This window comes from Rhodopseudomonas sp. P2A-2r, assembly GCF_026015985.1.
Taxonomy (GTDB): Bacteria; Pseudomonadota; Alphaproteobacteria; order Rhizobiales; family Xanthobacteraceae; genus Tardiphaga.
The window spans coordinates 3,175,084-3,192,318 of the sequence record NZ_CP110389.1; the positions used below are offsets into that span (position 1 = coordinate 3,175,084).

Here is a 17,235-nt window from a genome sequence, read left to right on the forward strand (position 1 = left end):
GGCCGGCGTCGATGTCGGACGAAAGACGGGTGGTGCGAAACGCACGTAACCTGATGCGTAGTTGGACGTACCTGCAATCACGGGAGCCCCCTTCCGGCAAAATTTTGTGTTTCGGCACAGAGCCTAATGCAAGTGCCGGACCGGGAGGAATGGATTGAAGTTATTCGTGTTTTTGCTGATCGCTACGGACACGAGGTCGGTAAGTCCTGCCGGAGAAGGCAGGATTTTCCGGCCGATGCCGCATCATCGGGCGCCGCGACCGCATCGGCACGATCTCGGTCAGCTGCGCGGAGGCGCTACTTCGCGCCGATCTTGCCTTCGGTGCCGGCTTGCAGCCGCTTGATGTTCTCGCTGTGCATGTACCAGAGCAGCAGGGTCAGGACCGTGGCCAGGATCGCCAGTTGTGGTGAAGCGTACCACCACAGGAAGATCGGGGTGATGGCGCTGGCGGCCAGGGCCGAGAACGACGAGTAGCGCGAGTTGAAGGCGCAGGCCAGCCAATCTGCATCATCACAAAGGGACTTTTATCAAATCTGGCGGCAACTCGCCGGCCATGCACCACGACCTGACCATCGCGGAGAACAGCGCAGGGCGCTCGCCGTTCCAGCCATGGCCGGCGTCCGGGGCGAGCAGTGCCTGTGACCTCGGGAGCAGCCTGTGAAGCTGACTAAGCGACTTCAGGATCATCGGATGTTCGCGCGCGCCGGCCACCAGCAGGGTAGGGGTTTGCAAGCGCGCAATCGCTGCTGGAACAGTGAAGGCCGTCGCATTATGGCTGGCGGTGATAAAGCTCCCGAGCGATAGCTCCTGCAGCGACTGGCGGTAACCGTCGAACTGATCCGCCGGAATCTTGAGTGCGTTTGCGTTGAGACGGGCGCTAAACCCTGTTTTGATCAGCGGCGCGATCAGGTAGGCCGCCGCATTCAGCAGCCATTTGTGGGGCAGCGGCTGGACATTGAGACCGCTGAGGATTGCGCGCCCGACGACTTCGGGATGGCGCGCCAGCAGTTGCAGACCGACATAGGAACCTAGCGAGAGCCCGACGAGGTGGGCACGTTTGCCCGGAAATTTGCGGCGGATGAGATCTGCAATCAGGTCGGCAGACTGCTCGAACGACTGCCAGCGAATGGCTCGGCTGCCGCCGTGTCCGGGCATATCCGGCGCCAGACAATGAAAGTCTGTCAGGTCGCTGAACTGCCGCTCCCACATCCAACCGCTGGTGCCGATCGCATGCAGGAATACGATCGGCGTCGGACAGGATGGATGAGCCTCGCGAATATGCAGCAACACGTTTCACAATCGCTGGTCGGAGAAGGCCAAGCGCTGAGGCGGATCGGAGATTTAGTTGTGTAGGCGCTACTTCGCGCCGATCTTGCCTTCGGTCCCCGCCTGCAGCCGCTTGATGTTTTCGCGGTGCATGTACCAGAGCAGCAGGGTCAGGATCGTTGCCAGGATCGCCAGTTGTGGTGAAGCGTACCACCACAGGAAGATGGGCGTGATGGCGCTGGCGGCCAGGGCCGAGAACGACGAGTAGCGCGAGGTGAAGGCGCAGGCCAGCCAGGCCAGGCAGAACACGATGGCGGCCGGGAAGAACAGGCCGAGCATGATGCCGATATAGACCGCGACACCCTTGCCGCCCTTGAAGTTCAGCCAGACCGGGAAGAGGTGGCCGAGGAAAGCACATAATCCGGCGATCATCGCGGCATAGGGGCCGCCGACGCTGCCAGCGATGATCACCGCCACGGTGCCCTTCAGCGCATCCAGCAGCAGCGTCGCGGCGGCCAGGCCCTTGCGGCCGGTTCGCAGCACATTGGTGGCACCGATATTGCCGGAGCCGATGGTGCGGATGTCCTGCGTGCCGGCGAGGCGCGTCAGCACCAGGCCGAACGGGATTGAGCCGAGGAAATAGCCGAGTGCTGCGGCAAAGGCATAAACGACGATCATTGGGCCTCACTATGAGGCGCGACCGGACGCAAAACCGGATTCCACTTTTGCTGGTCGCGCCTAAACATGTTCAAACACCGTGCGCCCGCCGACAATAGTACGGGCGACGCGGCCGGTGAAGCGGGCTTCGTCGAACGGCGTGTTCTTGCACTGCGACTGCAACTCGGCGGGATCGAGCACCCAGGGCGTGTCGGAATCGATGACGATGACGTCGGCCACGGCGCCGGCGCGTAGCGAGCCGCCGGGCAGGCCGAGCAGTTCGGCCGGCCGCGTCGACATGGCGCGGATCAGGGTGGTGTAATCGAGTTCGCCGGCATGGACCAGGCGCAGCCCGGCCACCAGCATGGTCTCGAGGCCGATGGCGCCGGCCTCTGCCTCGGCGAACGGCAGTCGCTTGGTTTCGACGTCCTGCGGGTTGTGATCCGACATCACCACGTCGATGAGACCCGAAGCCACCGCTGCGACCAGCGCCTTGCGGTCGTCCTCGGTGCGCAGCGGCGGCGACAGTTTCAGGTACGACCGGTAGGGGCCGATGTCGTTCTCGTTCAGCGTCAGGTGATTGATCGAGGCCGAGGCGCTGACCCGCAAGCCGGCGTCGCGGGCGCGCTTCAGGATTTCGATGGATTCCGCGCAGGTGATGGAGGCCGCATGATAACGTCCGCCGGTGAGCGCCACCAGGCGCATGTCGCGCTCCAGCACCATGGCTTCGGCGGCGCTGGGAATTCCGGTGAGGCCGAGCCGGGACGCGAACTCGCCTTCGTTCATCACGCCTTCGCCCACCAGATGGGGGTCCTCGGTGTAGTGCACGATCAGTGCATCGAAATCCCGCGCATAGGTCAGCGCGCGGCGCATCAGCATCGCATTCATCACGCTGTGGTCGCCGTCGGTGAAAGCTACGGCGCCGGCGGCCTTGAGCAGGCCGATCTCGGTCATCTCTTCGCCGCGCAGGCCCTTGGTCAGCGCTGCCATCGGATGGATGTTGACGATGGCGGTGTCGCGGGCGCGGCGCAGCACGAAGTCGACGGTGGCCGAATTGTCGATGGCCGGCGAGGTGTCGGGCTGGCAGATGATGGTGGTGATGCCGCCGGCCGCGGCGGCGCGGCTGGCCGAAGCAAAGGTCTCGCGGTGGTTGGCGCCGGGCTCGCCGACAAAGGCGCGCATGTCGACCAGGCCGGGCGCGACGATCATGCCGGCGCAGTTGACGATGTCGGTGCCTTCCGGGACACCGGCGGCGCCAATGCCGCGGCGGGCGTCGCGGATCACGCCATCGGCAATCAGCACGTCGCCGATGCCGTCGAGATCGCGGCTGGGATCGATCAGGCGAGCGTTGGCGAGCAGGATGGGGCGGCGATCGGTCAGCATGAGGTCACGCATTCGGGAGGTTGCGCGCGAGCGCTTCGAGCACGGCCATGCGCACGGCAACGCCCATCTCGACCTGTTCGCGGATCAATGACTGTGCGCCATCGGCAACGAGGAGTCGATCTCGACGCCGCGGTTCATCGGGCCGGGATGCATCACCAGCGCGTCGGGCTTGGCATAGGCCAGCTTCTTCTGGTCGAGGCCGTAATACTGGAAGTATTCCTGGCTAGACGGCACGAACGAGCCGTTCATGCGCTCACGCTGCAGCCGCAGCATCATCACGATATCGGCGCCCTCGAGGCCCTCGCGCATGTCGCGAAACACCTCGACGCCCATGCGCTCGATGCCCGGTGGCAGCAGGGTGGACGGCGCCACCACGCGGACGCGCGCGCCGATGGCGTTGAGCAGGATGATGTTGGAGCGCGCCACGCGTGAATGCAGCACGTCGCCGCATATCGCCACCACGAGGCCTTCGAGCCGGCCCTTGTTGCGGCGGATGGTCAACGCATCGAGCAGCGCCTGGGTGGGATGCTCATGGGCGCCGTCGCCGGCATTGATGACGGAGCCGTCGACCTTGCGCGCCAACAGCTCGACCGCGCCGGAGGAGTGATGACGCATCACCAGGATGTCCGGATGCATGGCGTTCAGCGTCATCGCGGTGTCGATCAGCGTCTCGCCCTTCTTGATCGAGGACGACGCCACCGACATGTTCATCACGTCGGCGCCGAGGCGCTTGCCGGCGAGTTCGAACGAGGATTGGGTCCGCGTCGAGTTCTCGAAAAACAGATTGATCTGGGTGCGACCGCGCAAGCTGGTGCGCTTCTTGTCGACCTGACGATTCAGCTCGACATATTCTTCGGAAAGATCCAGCAGGCCGGTGATCTCGGCGGCGGAAAGGCCCTCTATGCCCAGCAAATGCCGGTGGCCGAGGACAAAGGTCGATTTCGTTGCAAGGGTCATTAAAACGAAAGCTATAAGGAGACTTCAAAAGCGGGGCAAGGGCGATTCTGGGTCCGGTCCGGCGCTGCGGACTTATCCCCCGATCTGTCCGCCGGGACCCGCCGCATTGTCGCCCTGTTTGGGCTACCGGGAGCGCCAGGATGTGCAATTTGAAACGGACAGTGCCTTCGCCGATTGACCGCGCCGCGCAGCCCGTAGTCGCCGGCATGAAATCGCTGGTATTTGGGGTAAGCTTGCAGCGAATCTCTCCAGCCGGGACTGCTCGATGACGTCTGCAGCGAACCTCGACGCATTCAACCAGTCGCCGCCCTTTGTGGACATCGACCTGTTCGCAACCGATCGCCCCCTGGTGGAAGCGGTTGCATTCAATGACGGCTCCTCTGGCTTCGTCGCGCATTCCAGTTTCGGTCAGCTGTGGGGCTCGGCCGAAATGGCGCAGCGCGGTCGACTCGCCAACGAGAATCCTCCGGTGCTGACGACCGTCGACGCAGGCGGCAACCGCATCGACCGGGTCGAATTTCATCCGGCCTATCACGAACTGATGGCCCACAGCGTCGATGCCGGAATCCACAATTCCAGCTGGACCGCCGATGGCAAGCCGGCTGGCGGCGCATCGGAAGTATTGCGCGCGGCGCGCTTCTACATGGCGGCACAAGTCGAGACCGGGCATCTTTGTCCGCTCACCATGACCCGCGCTGCGGTGGCTGCGCTGGCATCGCAGCCGGGCGTGCTGGCGCAGGCCATGCCGATCATCGCCAGCACCAGCTATGATCCCGCCTTCGCCCCATGGCGTGCGAAAAGCGGCATGACGATCGGTATGGGCATGACGGAGAAGCAGGGCGGCACCGACGTGCGCAGCAACTCCACCCGCGCCATGCGCGACGGCGATGCCTATCGGATCACCGGCCACAAATGGTTCATGTCGGCGCCGATGTGCGATGCCTTCCTGGTGCTGGCGCAGGCCGATGACGGCCTGACCTGTTTCTTCATGCCGCGGTTCCGGCCGGACGGCTCGGTCAACGGGATCGAATTCCAGCGCCTGAAGAACAAGCTCGGCAACCGCTCCAACGCCTCCTCGGAAGTGGAATTCAGGGACGCCTATGCGCTCCGCGTCGGCGACGAAGGCAAGGGTATCCGCACTATCATTCAGATGGTGCAGCTGACCCGGCAGGATTGCGCCACGGCCTCGGCCGGGCTGATGCGCTCGGGCCTGGCGCATGCGTTGCATCATGCCCGGCATCGCACGGTGTTCCAGAAGCATCTTGCCGACCAACCCATGATGCAGAGCGTGCTCGCCGACATGGCGCTGCATGTGGAGGCCTGCACGGCCTTGGTGATGCGGCTTTGCAGATCGTTCGACCAGGCCGCCACCGATCCTACGGAAGCCGCCTATATGCGGCTGCTGACGCCGGCGGTGAAATACTGGGTGTGCAAATCGGCGCCCGGGTTCCTCTATGAGGCGATGGAGTGCCTTGGCGGCAACGGCTATGTCGAGGACAGTATCCTGGCCCGGCATTACCGGGAGGCGCCGGTCAATGCGATCTGGGAAGGCTCCGGCAACGTGATGTGCCTCGACGTGCTGCGCGCCTTGTCGCGCGAGGGCGATGCGGCGGTCGCCGTGCTGCAGACCCTGATGGCGGAGACCAGCGGTCTGCCCGCTGCCGCGGAGGCGGCGTCGTTCGCGATCAAGACCATGCTGCGGCCAGACAACGAACGTGTCGCGCGTCAGGCGGTGGAAACGCTGGCGATGCTGGCTGCCGCCGCGGCGTTGAACATCGTCCACCCGCTGCATGCGGAATTGTTCGTCAAGACGCGGCTCGACAGTGGACGCAGCACGATGTACGGCGGTGCCGATTTTACCGCGGCGCAGAGCCGGGCGCTGCTGCAGCGGGCGCTGCCTGCATGACCTCGACGGAAACGCCGCTCGATCCCTCAGCCCCCGTGAAGTCGCCCCGCGCGCCAAGAATCTGGAAGTTCTGGGGCACCACGCTGTGGGGACTGGTCATCTTCGCGGCCCTGTTTCTCGGCCAACTGGCGGTGGTGGCCTGGCTGATCCTGCGCGGAGATTCGAGCTTCGATTTTTCCATGCTCAGGACCATGCTGAGCAGTGGCACCACCATCTCGCTGTCGGTGATGATGGGCCTGCCGGCGGTCTGCGCGGCGATCTGGCTGGCGACGCGGATCTCCGGCACCCCGTTCGCCGACTATCTGGCGCTGCGTGGCACCTCGTGGAGAAACTTTGTGCTTGGCGCCATCAGTCTGATGGTGCTGGTCGGTTGCTGGGATCTCCTGTCGCGGGCGCTGGGCCGCAACGTGGCGCCGGGCTTCATGGTTGACGTGCTGCGCTCTGCCCAGGCCGACGGTGCGTTATGGTTGCTGGTGCTGGCGTTCTGCGTCGCCGCACCGATGACCGAGGAGTTCTTCGTTCGCGGCTTTCTCTATCGCGGCTGGTCGGAATCCTTTCTGCGGCCGGCGGGGGCCATCCTGCTGTTATCCGCAGTGTGGACCGCGATGCACCTGCAATATGACTGGTTCTTCTTCGGCGAGGTGTTTTCCATCGGCCTGCTGCTCGGCTGGCTACGCTATCGCTGCAACTCGATCTGGCTGACGGTTTTCGTGCACGGCCTCAACAATCTTGCCGCGACGGTGCAGAGCATCTGGCTGGCCAGCCACCCGTGAGATCAGCCGACGAAAGCGATGAACACCGGCATGGTGACCACCGCCAGCATGGTCTGCAGTGTCAGGATCTGCGCCAGCAGCGGCGCGTCGCCGCCCATTTGGCGCGCCAGGATGTAGCCGTTCGAGGCCGACGGCACCGAGGCGCAGCAGGCCACCACTGCGAGGCTTGAGCCGGACAGGCCAAATGCCATGCCGAGCGCGATGGCCATGGCCGGCATCACCACCAGCTTGAGCACCACGGTCAGCGCCGCCGCCGCGCCGGGGCGGCGCAAGCCTTCGAGGTGAAGGCCGGCACCGACCACCAGCAGGCCCAGCGCCAGCGAGCAGCGCCCGAGCGCGTCGAGGAATTCATGCAGCGGGCGCGGCACGGAGAGATGAGTGAGGTTCATGGTCAGCCCGACGACGCAGGCCCAGATCAGCGGATTGCGCGCGATGGTCAGGAGGATTTTCGGCCACGCCAGTTTTTGCGGGGAGGCGTAGTGCGCCAGCACCCAGACAGCGAAGATGTTGAGCAGTGGGATCATCGCCACCATCGCCACCGAGGCCAGGGTGATGCCGAGTTCGCCCCACAGATTGCCGGCCACCGAGAGCGCCACAAAGGTTTGCCAGCGGGTCGCGCCCTGAAACACCGATGAGAAGGCCGGGCCGTCCACATCCAGGCTGCGCGCCAACCAAGGCCGCAGCAACAGGCACAGCGCCGACATCGCCAGGACCGCCAGCAGCAGCGCGCCGCCGACACCGGCGATCGGCACCGACGACAGGTTGGCGCGCGACAGCGTATCGATCAGCAGTGCCGGAAACAGCACGTAATAGACCAGCTGTTCCAGACCGATCCACTCGATATCCTTTTTCAGCAGCAGACGGCGCAGCGCGAAGCCGAGCACGATCAGCAGGAACACCGGAACGAGGGCGCCGAACACCGTCAGCATGGTCAGCGCGTCTCTGGCGGTCTGTTCAGGACCGTCAGCCGGTCCAGTGCGCCCTGCAGGATGAAGATGGCGGCGTGTTCGTCGATCACCTTGGCGCGCTTGGCGCGACTGACATCGTTGGCGATCAATTCGCGCTCGACCGCCGAGGTCGACAGCCGCTCGTCCCATAGCGCGATCGGCAGCTCGGTCAGGCGGGCAAAATTGCGGGCGAAGGCGCGGGTGGATTGCGCGCGCGGTCCCTCGCTGCCGTCCATGTTGATGGGCAGGCCGAGCACGTAACCGCAGATGCCGCGCTGGCCGGCGAGCACGACCAGCCGCGCGGCATCCGCCTTGAAGGCGGTGCGGGCAACGGTCTCGACGCCGGTGGCGAGCCGGCGGTCGGGGTCGGACACCGCGACCCCGATGGTCTTGGTGCCGAGGTCGAGACCGATCAGCGCGCCGCGGGCGGGCCAGAGCGGGGCGGCCTCGATGAGTGGCAGAATGGGTGCAGGCATGGCTCCGCTTAACACGCGCGCCGGTGATCCGAAACATGCTGATTGCGACGATCCGCAACCATCGCCGCGGATTGGCGGCTCACCGCGCGGCTGCTAAGGGTGCCCTGCAGACCACCGGACCTGAGCCCATCCATGGACGCCCTGACCCTTTACGGACTGTTCGCCGTCACCGCCATGCTGGTGTGTTATGCGCTGGAGGATCGCAGCCACTGGTTCGTGCTGGCCTTTGCCGTCGCCTGCGGGCTGGGATCGATCTACGGCTTCCTGCAGGGCGCCTGGCCGTTCGGACTGGTCGAGGCAATCTGGGCCGGCGTCGCGCTGCGCCGCTGGATGCTCAGGCCCCGCGCCGTCGCATAGCTCTCCTCGCATACGCCGTGCTAGGGTTACCTCCGGCACGGCAATGAGGCGCGGGCCGATCCCCATCACTTCGTGAGCACACCATGTGGCCTGACCGCAGACTGATCGACCTGTTCGGCATCGAGTTTCCCATCGTGCAGGCGCCGATGGCGGGCGTGCAGGACGCCGACATCATGATCGGCGCCGCACAGGGTGGGGCGCTGGCCTCGTTGCCCTGCGCGATGATCTCGCCGGACAAGGCGCGCGAGCAGATCAATATCGTCCGGCAGCGGGTCTCGACGCCGCTGAACATGAATTACTTCTGCCACACCGCGGTCGACGCCGATCCCGCGCGCGAGGCCGGCTGGCGCAAGCGGCTGGCGTCCTATTACCAGGAGCTTGGCATCGATCCCGACGCGCCGAACAATGCCGCCAATCGTGCGCCGTTCGATGCAGCCATGTGCGAGCTGGTCGAGGAGCTGAAGCCGGCGGTGGTCAGTTTCCATTTCGGTCTGCCGGAGCCGGCGCTGCTGGCCCGCGTCAAGGCAGCCGGCTGCCGCGTGATCGCCTCGGCGACCATCGTCGAGGAAGCGATCTGGCTGGAGCAGCGCGGGGTCGATGCTGTCATCGCCCAGGGCGCTGAGGCTGGTGGCCATCGCGGCATGTTTCTGACCGACGACATTGCCACCCAGCCCGGCCTGTTCGCGCTGCTGCCGCAGGTGGTCGATGCGGTGAAGGTGCCGGTGATCGCATCGGGCGGCATCGGTGACGGACGCGGCATCGCTGCGGCCTTTGCGCTGGGTGCCGCCGGAGTGCAGATCGGCACCGCCTATCTGCGCTGCCCGGAATCTAGGGTGAGCCCGATCGGCCGTGCGGCGCTCGAAGGCGGCACCGACGCGTCCACTGTCATCACCAACGTCATGACCGGGCGCCCGGCGCGCGGCGTGATCAACCGGGTGATGCGCGAGGTCGGGCCGGTCTCGGCCGACGCCCCGGCATTCCCGCATGCCGCGACGGCGCTGGGACCGCTGAAGGCGGCGGCGGAGAAGCTCGGCCGCAGCGATTTTACCAATCTGTGGGCCGGGCAGGCGGTCGGTCTGGGCACCGAGCTGCCGGCGGCGGAACTGACCCGGTCGCTGGCCGCGGCGGCGCTGGAGCGGATGGCCGGGCTGCGGGGCTGATGGCGCGCGCCGCGCGGTTGCGGCGCGAAACCTCCGTCTGCTATACGGCGGTCTGCGTGGGCGTTCCGCCCCAGAGGCCTTATATAATGTCGGTCGATGCTGCCACCGTTCGCCGTATCGCGCATCTCGCGCGCATCGCGGTCACCGAGGATGAAGTTCCCCATCTACAGGGCGAGCTGAATGCCATGCTCGCCTTCGTCGAGCAGCTGTCAGAGGTCGATGTCGAGGGCGTCGAGCCGATGACCTCGGTGACCCCCATGGAAATGACCAGGCGCGCCGACGAGATCAACGATGGCGAGATCGCCGACAAGGTGATCGGCAATGCGCCGATGAGCGAAGACCATTTCTTTCTGGTGCCGAAAGTTGTCGAGTAACGGTCCGGACGAGACAGGAAAATCGCATGTGCATGCTCTGCGACGACGAAAAGTCCTATCAGCTCTACATGGACTACCTCGATGCCCTCGAGAAGCAGGGCAAGATCGTCGATCCCGACAAGGCGATGGATGCCGTGCTCGACCAGCTCGAGGCGGCCGACAAGGCCAGAGACAAACTCCGCCGCGATGCGCCGGAAAACGACAAGACGCTTTCTCCGTTCTTCTGCAGCCCGGTCAATAAATAGATGACAAACCTGACGTCGCTGACGCTCGCCGAGGCTCGTGATGGCCTGGCGAAAAAATCCTTCACGTCGGTCGAACTGACCGATGCGCATATTGTAGCGGTCGAGAACGCCCGGGTGCTTAACGCCTTCGTTCTGGAGACGCCGGTGCATGCGCGGGCCATGGCGGCTGCGGCCGATGCGAAGATCGCCAGGGGCGAGGGCGGTCCGCTGGCCGGGCTTCCGCTCGGGATCAAGGACCTGTTCGCCACCAAGGACGTCCGCACCACCGCTTGCTCGAAGATTCTCGGCAATTTCGTACCGCCGTATGAGTCCACCGTGAGCGCGCAACTGTGGCGCGATGGCGCGGTGATGCTCGGCAAGCTCAACAATGATGAGTTCGCCATGGGCTCGTCCAACGAAACCTCCTGCTTCGGCCCGGTGGTCAATCCGTGGCGCCGCGACGGTTCCGACACCAACCTGGTCCCCGGCGGCTCGTCCGGCGGCTCGGCGTCCGCCGTGGCGGCCGGCCTGTGCCTCGGTGCCACCGCCACCGACACCGGCGGCTCGATCCGTCAGCCGGCAGCCTTCACCGGAACGGTGGGCATCAAGCCGACCTATGGCCGCTGCTCGCGCTGGGGCGTCGTCGCCTTCGCGTCGTCGCTCGATCAGGCCGGGCCGATCGCGCGGACGGTGCGTGATGCCGCAATCCTGATGGGCTCCATGGCCGGCTTCGACCCCAAGGACACGACATCCGCCAACCTGCCGGTGCCAAACTACGAGGCGGCCATCGGCAAGTCGGTGAAGGGCATGAAGATCGGCATTCCCCGCGAGTACCGTCTCGACGGCATGCCGGCGGAAATCGAGAAGCTGTGGAAAGAGGGCGCCGAGACCCTGAAGGCAGCCGGTGCGGAACTGGTCGACGTGTCGCTGCCGCATACCAAATACGCACTGCCGGCCTATTACATCGTGGCGCCTGCCGAAGCCTCGTCCAATCTCGCGCGCTATGACGGCGTTCGCTATGGACTGCGCGTGCCCGGCCGCACGATCGACGCCATGTATGAGAATACGCGTGCCGAAGGCTTTGGCGCCGAAGTCCGCCGCCGCATCATGATCGGCACCTATGTGCTGTCGGCCGGCTATTACGATGCCTACTATCTGCGCGCTCAAAAGGTGCGCACCCTGATCAAGAAGGATTTCGAGGACTGCTTTGCCAAGGGCATCCACGCGATCCTCACCCCGGCGACGCCGTCAGCGGCGTTCGGAATCGGCGAGAAGGGCGGCGCGGATCCGGTGGAAATGTATCTCAACGACATTTTCACCGTGACGGTGAACATGGCCGGCCTGCCGGGCATTGCGGTTCCCGCCGGCAAGGACGCGCAGGGCCTGCCGCTCGGGCTGCAGCTGATCGGCCGACCGTTCGACGAAGAGACGCTGTTCTCGCTCGGTGAGGTCATCGAGCAGTCCGCCGGACGCTTTTCCCCGACGAAATGGTGGGCCTGAATTCCCAACGCTGCACTGCGGCTTTAGCGTTGCGTTTTTGCCCACCATTCGTCATGCTTTCTCCATGAGCGTGGACCTTCCATGAGCGCCGACGACGGACTTCCTCCTTCCCAGCAGGTCGATCAGATTCTGGGCTCGCCCAAGCTTGCGCTGGCGCTCGAGAACGACAGGTACAAGCATCTGCTGGACTATGCGCCGGTCGCGGTCGCCGTGTCGCGCGGGGCCGGCGCCGAGCAGCATGTCGTCTACATCAACAGGGCTTTCGAGGCCCTGATGTCGATGACAGCGGCCGATGTCGAGGGCCATGGCTGGACCAGCCTCGACGGCTTTCTCAATGAGGACAATGCGGAGCAGACCTTGGGTGAGGCGATCCGCGACGGCGAGGACTTCATCGGCGTGTTCCGTCCGGCCGTGCCGGTCGACCGCCTGGTTGTCGTGCAGGCCTACGCGTCGGTGATCGAGAGCGACGACGGCATCGAGAGTTTTCGCATCGCGGCGCTGGTTGATGTGGGTGGGCGCGAGCGGGCACAGATCGAGCAGTTCGAAAACCAGATCCGCGACCGCGATATGCTGATGCGCGAACTGCAGCACCGCGTGAAGAACAACCTGCAACTGGTCACCGCCCTGATCCGGCTGGAGGCGCGCTCCGCCGCCGAGGGGAATCGGTGGCGCTGGCGCGACTCGCCAGCCGTATCGACGCGCTGACCGTGTTGTACCGCACCTTGTCGGCGGAAAACGCCGCGCCGGAGATCGATCTCGGCCAGTATCTGTCCGACATCGCGACCGCGGTGATGCAGGCCAGCGCGATGCCGGGGATCGAGCTCAAGCTCGAGGTCGGTTATTGCCCGTTGTCGATCAACGTCGCCATGCCCGCCGGGCTGCTGGTCAACGAGATGCTGACCAACGCGCTGAAATACGCCTTCGTCGGGCGCAACGGCGGCCAGCTCAAGCTGATCTGCAAGCAGGAAGGCGGCGAGGTCACGGCGGTGGTGTCCGACGATGGCGTGGGCCTCGGCGAAGGCCAGGAATGGCCATCGCCGCGCAAGCTCGGCGCGCTGATCCTGCAGACGCTCAAGGAAAATGCCAAGAACGTCAAATTCAACGCCGTCAGCCTTCGCGGGCAGGGGACCTGGTTCACCCTGGTGTTCGACGCCGCGCCGATCTCGCCGCCGAATTAGGCGACCACGGAACTTGTTCCGCTCAACCGACTTCATCATTCGTTAGCCATGTTGCTGACGCATATGCGGCGGTCCCGGCGTTAGCATCAAATGGCAACGCTTTGCGGTCAGATGTGGGTTGAGCCTTGCCAACATGGTCGTGACCGGACTGAACAGTGGGCGGGCCCGTGGCCGTATCGACGAATGGTTTTGAAGGCAGTGAATTTGATGAGTGGGTTGCGTTCTATCGGTCTCGTCGTCGTGACGTCCGCACTCCTGCTCGGCTGTGCCTCGGTACATAACCTGCCCATCAACGTTCCCCTCAGCGATGCCAGTTCTGCCAATAAGGAAAAGATCGGTTTCGAGGATCCCGTCACGCTCGACGATGCCCTTGTCGGCCTGTCGTTTTCCGGCGGCGGCACCCGCGCGGCGGCGTTCTCGTTCGGCGTGTTGCAGGAACTGGACCGGGTACCGACCCGCGGTGCCGGCGGCTCGATGCTCGATCACGTCGACCTTATCTCGGGCGTGTCGGGCGGCTCGGTCACCGCGGCCTATTTCGGGCTGAAGAAGCGCGCCGCGCTGTCGGATTTCCGTGAGCGCTTCCTGCTGCGCAATGCGGAGGAGGGGCTCAATACGGAATTGTCGCTAGGCACCATCGGCCGCGCCTTCTCCGGCGGCATCAACGACTCCACCGGCTTCACCAAGTGGCTCGATGCCAACCTGTTCGAAGGTGCCACCTTTGAGCATTTCCGCAGCGGCAAGCCGCGCATCTGGATCAACGCCTCCGATATCTATAACCGGGTGCCGTTCGTGTTCGGCGCCACGGCCTTCACGGCGATCTGCAGCGACCTGACGCGCTACCCGCTTTCCAATGCGGTGGCAGCCTCGGCTGCCGTGCCGATCGCCTTTGCGCCGGCCGTGATCAAGGCGTTTCCCGGCACCTGCAACGATCCGTTGCCGCCGTCGATCATCAAGGCCGCCACCAATCGCAATGCCTCGCCGTCGCTGAGCGCCTATGCCAAGGCGATCATGCGCTACCGCGAAGGCGCGGTGCCATTCATCAAGCTGATGGATGGCGGATTGGTCGACAATTACGGTATCTCAGGCTTCACCATCGAGCGCGAGTCGTCCGAGACGGCCTATGGACCGCTGACGCCGCAGCAGGCCGTGCAGCTGCGCCGGGCCCTGTTCCTGGTGGTGGACTCCAAGGCTGGCCTGTCGGGCAACTGGATCAACACCGTGGAGGGGCCAAGCGGCGTCGAGCTACTGTCGGCGGCGGTGGACACGACCATAGACGCCAGCGTCGGCTCCAGCTATTCGGCGTTCGATCGCGCCATGAAGGACTGGCAGACCTCGCTGATCAAATGGCGCTGCGGCCTGTCATCGACCGAGCGTGCGCGTTACGGCGCGCGGCCGGGCTGGAATTGCAAGGAATTGAATTTCTTCATCGGGCGTCTCGGCTTCGACCAGCTCGATCCGGCCCGCGCCAAGGTGCTCGAAGCGGTGCCGACCCGGTTCCAGTTGCCGCAGCAACAGGTCGACGACGTGATCGCCGCCGGCCGCGACGTGCTGCGCGAAAGTCCGGTGTTCAAGGCCTTCGCCGCCAGGATGTGACCGCGACCACAGGCCCTCGGCGGCACGGCAAGTCACCTTTAGGGTTTTCTCGGTTCCGCCATCGGGGTAAAAGCGGCCTATGAACGCACCTGTCAAACCGTCAAAACTCATCAAGGGCGCCACCGGCGACTGGGAAATGGTCATCGGGCTGGAGGTCCACGCCCAGGTCACCTCCCACTCGAAGCTGTTTTCCGGCTCCTCCACGGAATTCGGCGGCGCGCCGAACAGCCATGTGTCGCTGGTCGACGCGGCGATGCCGGGCATGCTGCCGGTCATCAACGAACATTGCGTCAGCCAGGCCGTGCGCACCGGCCTCGGCCTGAAGGCGCAGATCAACCGGCGCTCGACCTTCGATCGCAAGAATTACTTCTATCCGGACTCGCCGCAGGGGTACCAGATCAGCCAGTACAAGTCGCCGGTGGTCGGTGAGGGCGAGGTGATCGTCGACACCGACGACGGCGACAGCTTCACGGTGGGGATCGAGCGGCTGCATCTGGAACAGGATGCCGGCAAGTTGCTGCACGACCAGGACCCGACCTCGACCCTCGTCGATCTCAACCGCTGCGGCGTCGCGCTGATGGAGATCGTCTCCAAGCCCGACCTGCGATCGGCCGAGCAGGCCAAGGCCTATGTGGCCAAGCTGCGCACCATCCTGCGCTATCTCGGCACCTGCGACGGCGACATGGAGAAGGGCAGCCTGCGCGCCGACGTCAACGTCTCCGTGCGCAAGCCGGGCGGCCCGCTCGGCACCCGCTGCGAGATCAAGAACGTCAATTCGATCCGCTTCATCGGCCAGGCCATCGACTACGAGGCCCGCCGCCAGATCGGTGTCCTCGAAGATGGCGGTACCATCGACCAGGAGACGCGGCTGTTCGACGCCGGCAAGGGCGAGACCCGCTCCATGCGCTCCAAGGAAGAGGCGCACGACTACCGCTATTTCCCGGATCCGGACCTGCTGCCGCTGGAATTCAGCGAGGCCTATGTCGCCGCCCTGAAGGCCGACCTGCCTGAACTGCCCGACGAGAAGAAGGTGCGTTTCATCGGCGACTTCGGGCTGACGCCCTATGACGCCGCCGTGCTGGTCAGCGAGCGCGAGAGCGCCGAGTTCTTCGAGACGGTGCTTTCGAAACTGGCCGACAAGGTCCGCGACGGCAAGCTGGCCGCCAACTGGGTCATCAACGAATTGTTCGGTCGGCTCAACAAGGAAGGCCAGGACATCACATCCTCGCCGGTGTCGGCGGTCCAGATGGCTTCCATAGTTGACCTGATCGGCGAAGGCGTCATCTCCGGCAAGATCGCCAAGGAGCTGTTCGAGATCGTCTGGACTGAAGGCGGCGATCCGCGGGCGCTGGTTGAAGCCCGCGGCATGAAGCAGGTGACCGACATGGGCGCCATCGAGAAGGTGGTGGACGAGATCATCGCCGCCAATCCCGACAAGGTGGCGCAGGCCCAGGCCAAGCCGGCATTGATGGGCTGGTTCGTCGGTCAGGTGATGAAGTCGTCGGGTGGCAAGGCCAACCCGCAAGCCGTCAACGATCTCCTGAAGCGCAAGCTCGGCATCTGAACGGCCTGCGGCGCCGCGCTTGCGGCGTCGCTGCAGCCTGCGTGATCCACTGTTCGGCAAGCGACGTCGTGCTGCGCGGGCGACAACAGCGGCACGAATCAGGGATGCCGATTCGTCAAAAAATGCGGTTGCAGCGACGGACGATAAGTCCCCAACGCGATTTTCCCGAAAATTTTTTCATTGCCAAAAAACGCGACTCAGAGTCCGCGACCGCTATTTTCGTGCGTCGGCGCCGACTCGAAGCCGCGGATAAATGTTGTATTTATCTGATATCACGAATCTGAATTGTGGCTGTGACACAGCCACTTCCTACAATCTTGACAAACGCAGATGTAGAGTTTCCGCGCGTTTCTGGCATTGTCCGTGTACGAGCCGTCGAGTTGTCGTTGCGCGCGTGGGACGCATGGCGTCATCGTGTCATCAACACTTCCTTAAGCGGGACACTGTTTTTTCTAATGTGTTGGTGTATTCGGGATGTAGTGCATCTCGATTCCCGAGTGCACGCAGCGACTAGCGATCACTTTTATTCAGGAGGGCAACATGGCCAAGAAAGCTAAGAAGGCGAAGAAGGCAGTGAAGAAGGCAACGAAGAGCGCAGTGAAGAAGACTGCCAAGAAGACGAAGAAGGTTGCCAAGAAGAAGTAACTCTTCTTCTGAAACTGCCGGCGGCTTGCTGCCGGCGACGTCACAGAGCCTCCACGACAGTTGCTTCTCGAAGTGATCTGGCACGCAGGCTCTGGCTGACGAAGAGGGTGTCGGCGAGACATCAGGTCAAACGGCCGGACCGTTATCTCATGCGGGGCTTGTCCTCCTGTGATGCGGTTCGGCAAAGAACGCGGCGCTTCGGCTTTGCGGCTCTTTGTTCGTTGCGGATCTCCGGTCCGCAGTTTCAGCGGCGCTCACCGCCATTGGAATCTGAT

16 protein-coding genes and 2 pseudogenes are annotated in these 17,235 nt (G+C 64.4%); 11 read left to right on the plus strand and 7 right to left on the minus strand.

All coding sequences use genetic code 11. The features are described from left to right. Positions 1-296 precede the first annotated feature (296 nt). The 5 genes and pseudogenes from ONR75_RS15165 to ONR75_RS15185 all read right to left on the minus strand — a co-directional run. Positions 297-500, minus strand: a pseudogene (locus ONR75_RS15165) (glycerol-3-phosphate acyltransferase); the annotation flags it as partial. Between the two features lie 10 nt (positions 501-510). Next, positions 511-1,290: an alpha/beta fold hydrolase gene (locus ONR75_RS15170; RefSeq protein ID WP_265083299.1), complete on the minus strand. Its 780-nt coding sequence runs from the start codon at positions 1,288-1,290 to the stop codon at positions 511-513. 66 nt (positions 1,291-1,356) lie between these two features. Further along, on the minus strand, positions 1,357-1,944 hold the full coding sequence (gene plsY, locus ONR75_RS15175; RefSeq protein ID WP_265083300.1) for a glycerol-3-phosphate 1-O-acyltransferase PlsY: 588 nt from the start codon (positions 1,942-1,944) through the stop codon (positions 1,357-1,359). A 60-nt stretch (positions 1,945-2,004) separates the two neighbouring features. Beyond that, entirely contained in the window at positions 2,005-3,306 is a 1,302-nt protein-coding gene (locus ONR75_RS15180) for a dihydroorotase (RefSeq protein WP_265083671.1), read from the minus strand. Positions 3,307-3,310: 4 nt separating this feature from the next. Next, a pseudogene (locus ONR75_RS15185) lies at positions 3,311-4,263 on the minus strand (aspartate carbamoyltransferase catalytic subunit). A 265-nt stretch (positions 4,264-4,528) separates the two neighbouring features. Here ONR75_RS15185 and ONR75_RS15190 point away from each other — a divergent pair. Together ONR75_RS15190 and ONR75_RS15195 are read left to right on the plus strand one after the other, a co-directional pair. Continuing rightward, entirely contained in the window at positions 4,529-6,169 is a 1,641-nt protein-coding gene (locus ONR75_RS15190) for an acyl-CoA dehydrogenase family protein (RefSeq protein WP_265083301.1), read from the plus strand. Next, on the plus strand, positions 6,166-6,942 hold the full coding sequence (locus tag ONR75_RS15195; RefSeq protein WP_265083302.1) for a CPBP family intramembrane glutamic endopeptidase: 777 nt from the start codon (positions 6,166-6,168) through the stop codon (positions 6,940-6,942). The genes ONR75_RS15190 and ONR75_RS15195 overlap by 4 nt, the downstream gene beginning before the upstream one ends. A gap of 2 nt (positions 6,943-6,944) precedes the next feature. On the opposite strand, the gene ONR75_RS15200 is transcribed toward ONR75_RS15195, so the two are convergent. Beyond that, positions 6,945-7,871, minus strand: a complete 927-nt coding sequence (locus tag ONR75_RS15200) for an AEC family transporter (RefSeq protein WP_265083303.1) — start codon at positions 7,869-7,871, stop codon at positions 6,945-6,947. Between the two features lie 2 nt (positions 7,872-7,873). Further along, the gene (gene ruvX / locus ONR75_RS15205) at positions 7,874-8,365 is read right to left on the minus strand and encodes a Holliday junction resolvase RuvX (RefSeq protein WP_265083304.1); all 492 of its coding nucleotides are present in this window, start codon (positions 8,363-8,365) and stop codon (positions 7,874-7,876) included. A gap of 132 nt (positions 8,366-8,497) precedes the next feature. Between ruvX and ONR75_RS15210 the strand changes: the two genes are divergently transcribed. From ONR75_RS15210 to gatB, 9 genes are all read left to right on the plus strand, one after another. Then, positions 8,498-8,722 carry a hypothetical protein gene (locus ONR75_RS15210; protein WP_265083305.1) on the plus strand — a complete coding sequence of 75 codons (225 nt, stop codon included), beginning with the start codon at positions 8,498-8,500 and terminating at the stop codon, positions 8,720-8,722. Positions 8,723-8,805: 83 nt separating this feature from the next. Next, positions 8,806-9,882, plus strand: coding sequence for an NAD(P)H-dependent flavin oxidoreductase (locus tag ONR75_RS15215; RefSeq protein ID WP_265083306.1), 1,077 nt, complete (start codon positions 8,806-8,808; stop codon positions 9,880-9,882). Positions 9,883-9,968: 86 nt separating this feature from the next. Further along, a complete protein-coding gene (gene gatC, locus ONR75_RS15220; RefSeq protein ID WP_265083307.1) occupies positions 9,969-10,256 on the plus strand; it encodes an Asp-tRNA(Asn)/Glu-tRNA(Gln) amidotransferase subunit GatC in 288 nt (95 codons plus the stop codon). 26 nt (positions 10,257-10,282) lie between these two features. Then, the gene (locus ONR75_RS15225; protein ID WP_265083308.1) at positions 10,283-10,501 is read left to right on the plus strand and encodes a hypothetical protein; all 219 of its coding nucleotides are present in this window, start codon (positions 10,283-10,285) and stop codon (positions 10,499-10,501) included. Next, complete coding sequence (gene gatA / locus ONR75_RS15230) at positions 10,502-11,980, plus strand: Asp-tRNA(Asn)/Glu-tRNA(Gln) amidotransferase subunit GatA (protein WP_265083309.1); 1,479 nt, start codon at positions 10,502-10,504, stop codon at positions 11,978-11,980. Between the two features lie 81 nt (positions 11,981-12,061). Continuing rightward, positions 12,062-12,685, plus strand: a complete 624-nt coding sequence (locus ONR75_RS15235) for a histidine kinase dimerization/phosphoacceptor domain -containing protein (RefSeq protein WP_265083310.1) — start codon at positions 12,062-12,064, stop codon at positions 12,683-12,685. Further along, positions 12,646-13,158 carry a sensor histidine kinase gene (locus ONR75_RS15240; RefSeq protein WP_265083311.1) on the plus strand — a complete coding sequence of 171 codons (513 nt, stop codon included), beginning with the start codon at positions 12,646-12,648 and terminating at the stop codon, positions 13,156-13,158. Before ONR75_RS15235 ends, ONR75_RS15240 begins: the two co-directional genes overlap by 40 nt. A gap of 207 nt (positions 13,159-13,365) precedes the next feature. Next, positions 13,366-14,751: a patatin-like phospholipase family protein gene (locus ONR75_RS15245; protein WP_265083672.1), complete on the plus strand. Its 1,386-nt coding sequence runs from the start codon at positions 13,366-13,368 to the stop codon at positions 14,749-14,751. A 79-nt stretch (positions 14,752-14,830) separates the two neighbouring features. Next, on the plus strand, positions 14,831-16,315 hold the full coding sequence (gatB, locus tag ONR75_RS15250; RefSeq protein WP_265083312.1) for an Asp-tRNA(Asn)/Glu-tRNA(Gln) amidotransferase subunit GatB: 1,485 nt from the start codon (positions 14,831-14,833) through the stop codon (positions 16,313-16,315). The last annotated feature ends 920 nt before the right edge of the window (positions 16,316-17,235 follow it).

Excerpts from the sequence above, each read along its gene's own strand:
- gatC (WP_265083307.1), top strand. The coding sequence starts at position 9,969 with ATGTCGGTCGATGCTGCCACCGTTCGCCGTATCGCGCATCTCGCGCGC.
- ONR75_RS15235 (WP_265083310.1), top strand. The coding sequence starts at position 12,062 with ATGAGCGCCGACGACGGACTTCCTCCTTCCCAGCAGGTCGATCAGATT.
- gatA (WP_265083309.1), top strand. The coding sequence starts at position 10,502 with ATGACAAACCTGACGTCGCTGACGCTCGCCGAGGCTCGTGATGGCCTG.
- ONR75_RS15215 (WP_265083306.1), top strand. The coding sequence starts at position 8,806 with ATGTGGCCTGACCGCAGACTGATCGACCTGTTCGGCATCGAGTTTCCC.
- ONR75_RS15225 (WP_265083308.1), top strand. The coding sequence starts at position 10,283 with ATGTGCATGCTCTGCGACGACGAAAAGTCCTATCAGCTCTACATGGAC.
- ONR75_RS15245 (WP_265083672.1), top strand. The coding sequence starts at position 13,366 with ATGAGTGGGTTGCGTTCTATCGGTCTCGTCGTCGTGACGTCCGCACTC.
- ONR75_RS15210 (WP_265083305.1), top strand. The coding sequence starts at position 8,498 with ATGGACGCCCTGACCCTTTACGGACTGTTCGCCGTCACCGCCATGCTG.
- ONR75_RS15180 (WP_265083671.1), bottom strand. The coding sequence starts at position 3,306 with ATGCTGACCGATCGCCGCCCCATCCTGCTCGCCAACGCTCGCCTGATC.
- ONR75_RS15195 (WP_265083302.1), top strand. The coding sequence starts at position 6,166 with ATGACCTCGACGGAAACGCCGCTCGATCCCTCAGCCCCCGTGAAGTCG.
- ONR75_RS15190 (WP_265083301.1), top strand. The coding sequence starts at position 4,529 with ATGACGTCTGCAGCGAACCTCGACGCATTCAACCAGTCGCCGCCCTTT.
- ruvX (WP_265083304.1), bottom strand. The coding sequence starts at position 8,365 with ATGCCTGCACCCATTCTGCCACTCATCGAGGCCGCCCCGCTCTGGCCC.
- ONR75_RS15200 (WP_265083303.1), bottom strand. The coding sequence starts at position 7,871 with ATGCTGACGGTGTTCGGCGCCCTCGTTCCGGTGTTCCTGCTGATCGTG.
- gatB (WP_265083312.1), top strand. The coding sequence starts at position 14,831 with ATGAACGCACCTGTCAAACCGTCAAAACTCATCAAGGGCGCCACCGGC.
- plsY (WP_265083300.1), bottom strand. The coding sequence starts at position 1,944 with ATGATCGTCGTTTATGCCTTTGCCGCAGCACTCGGCTATTTCCTCGGC.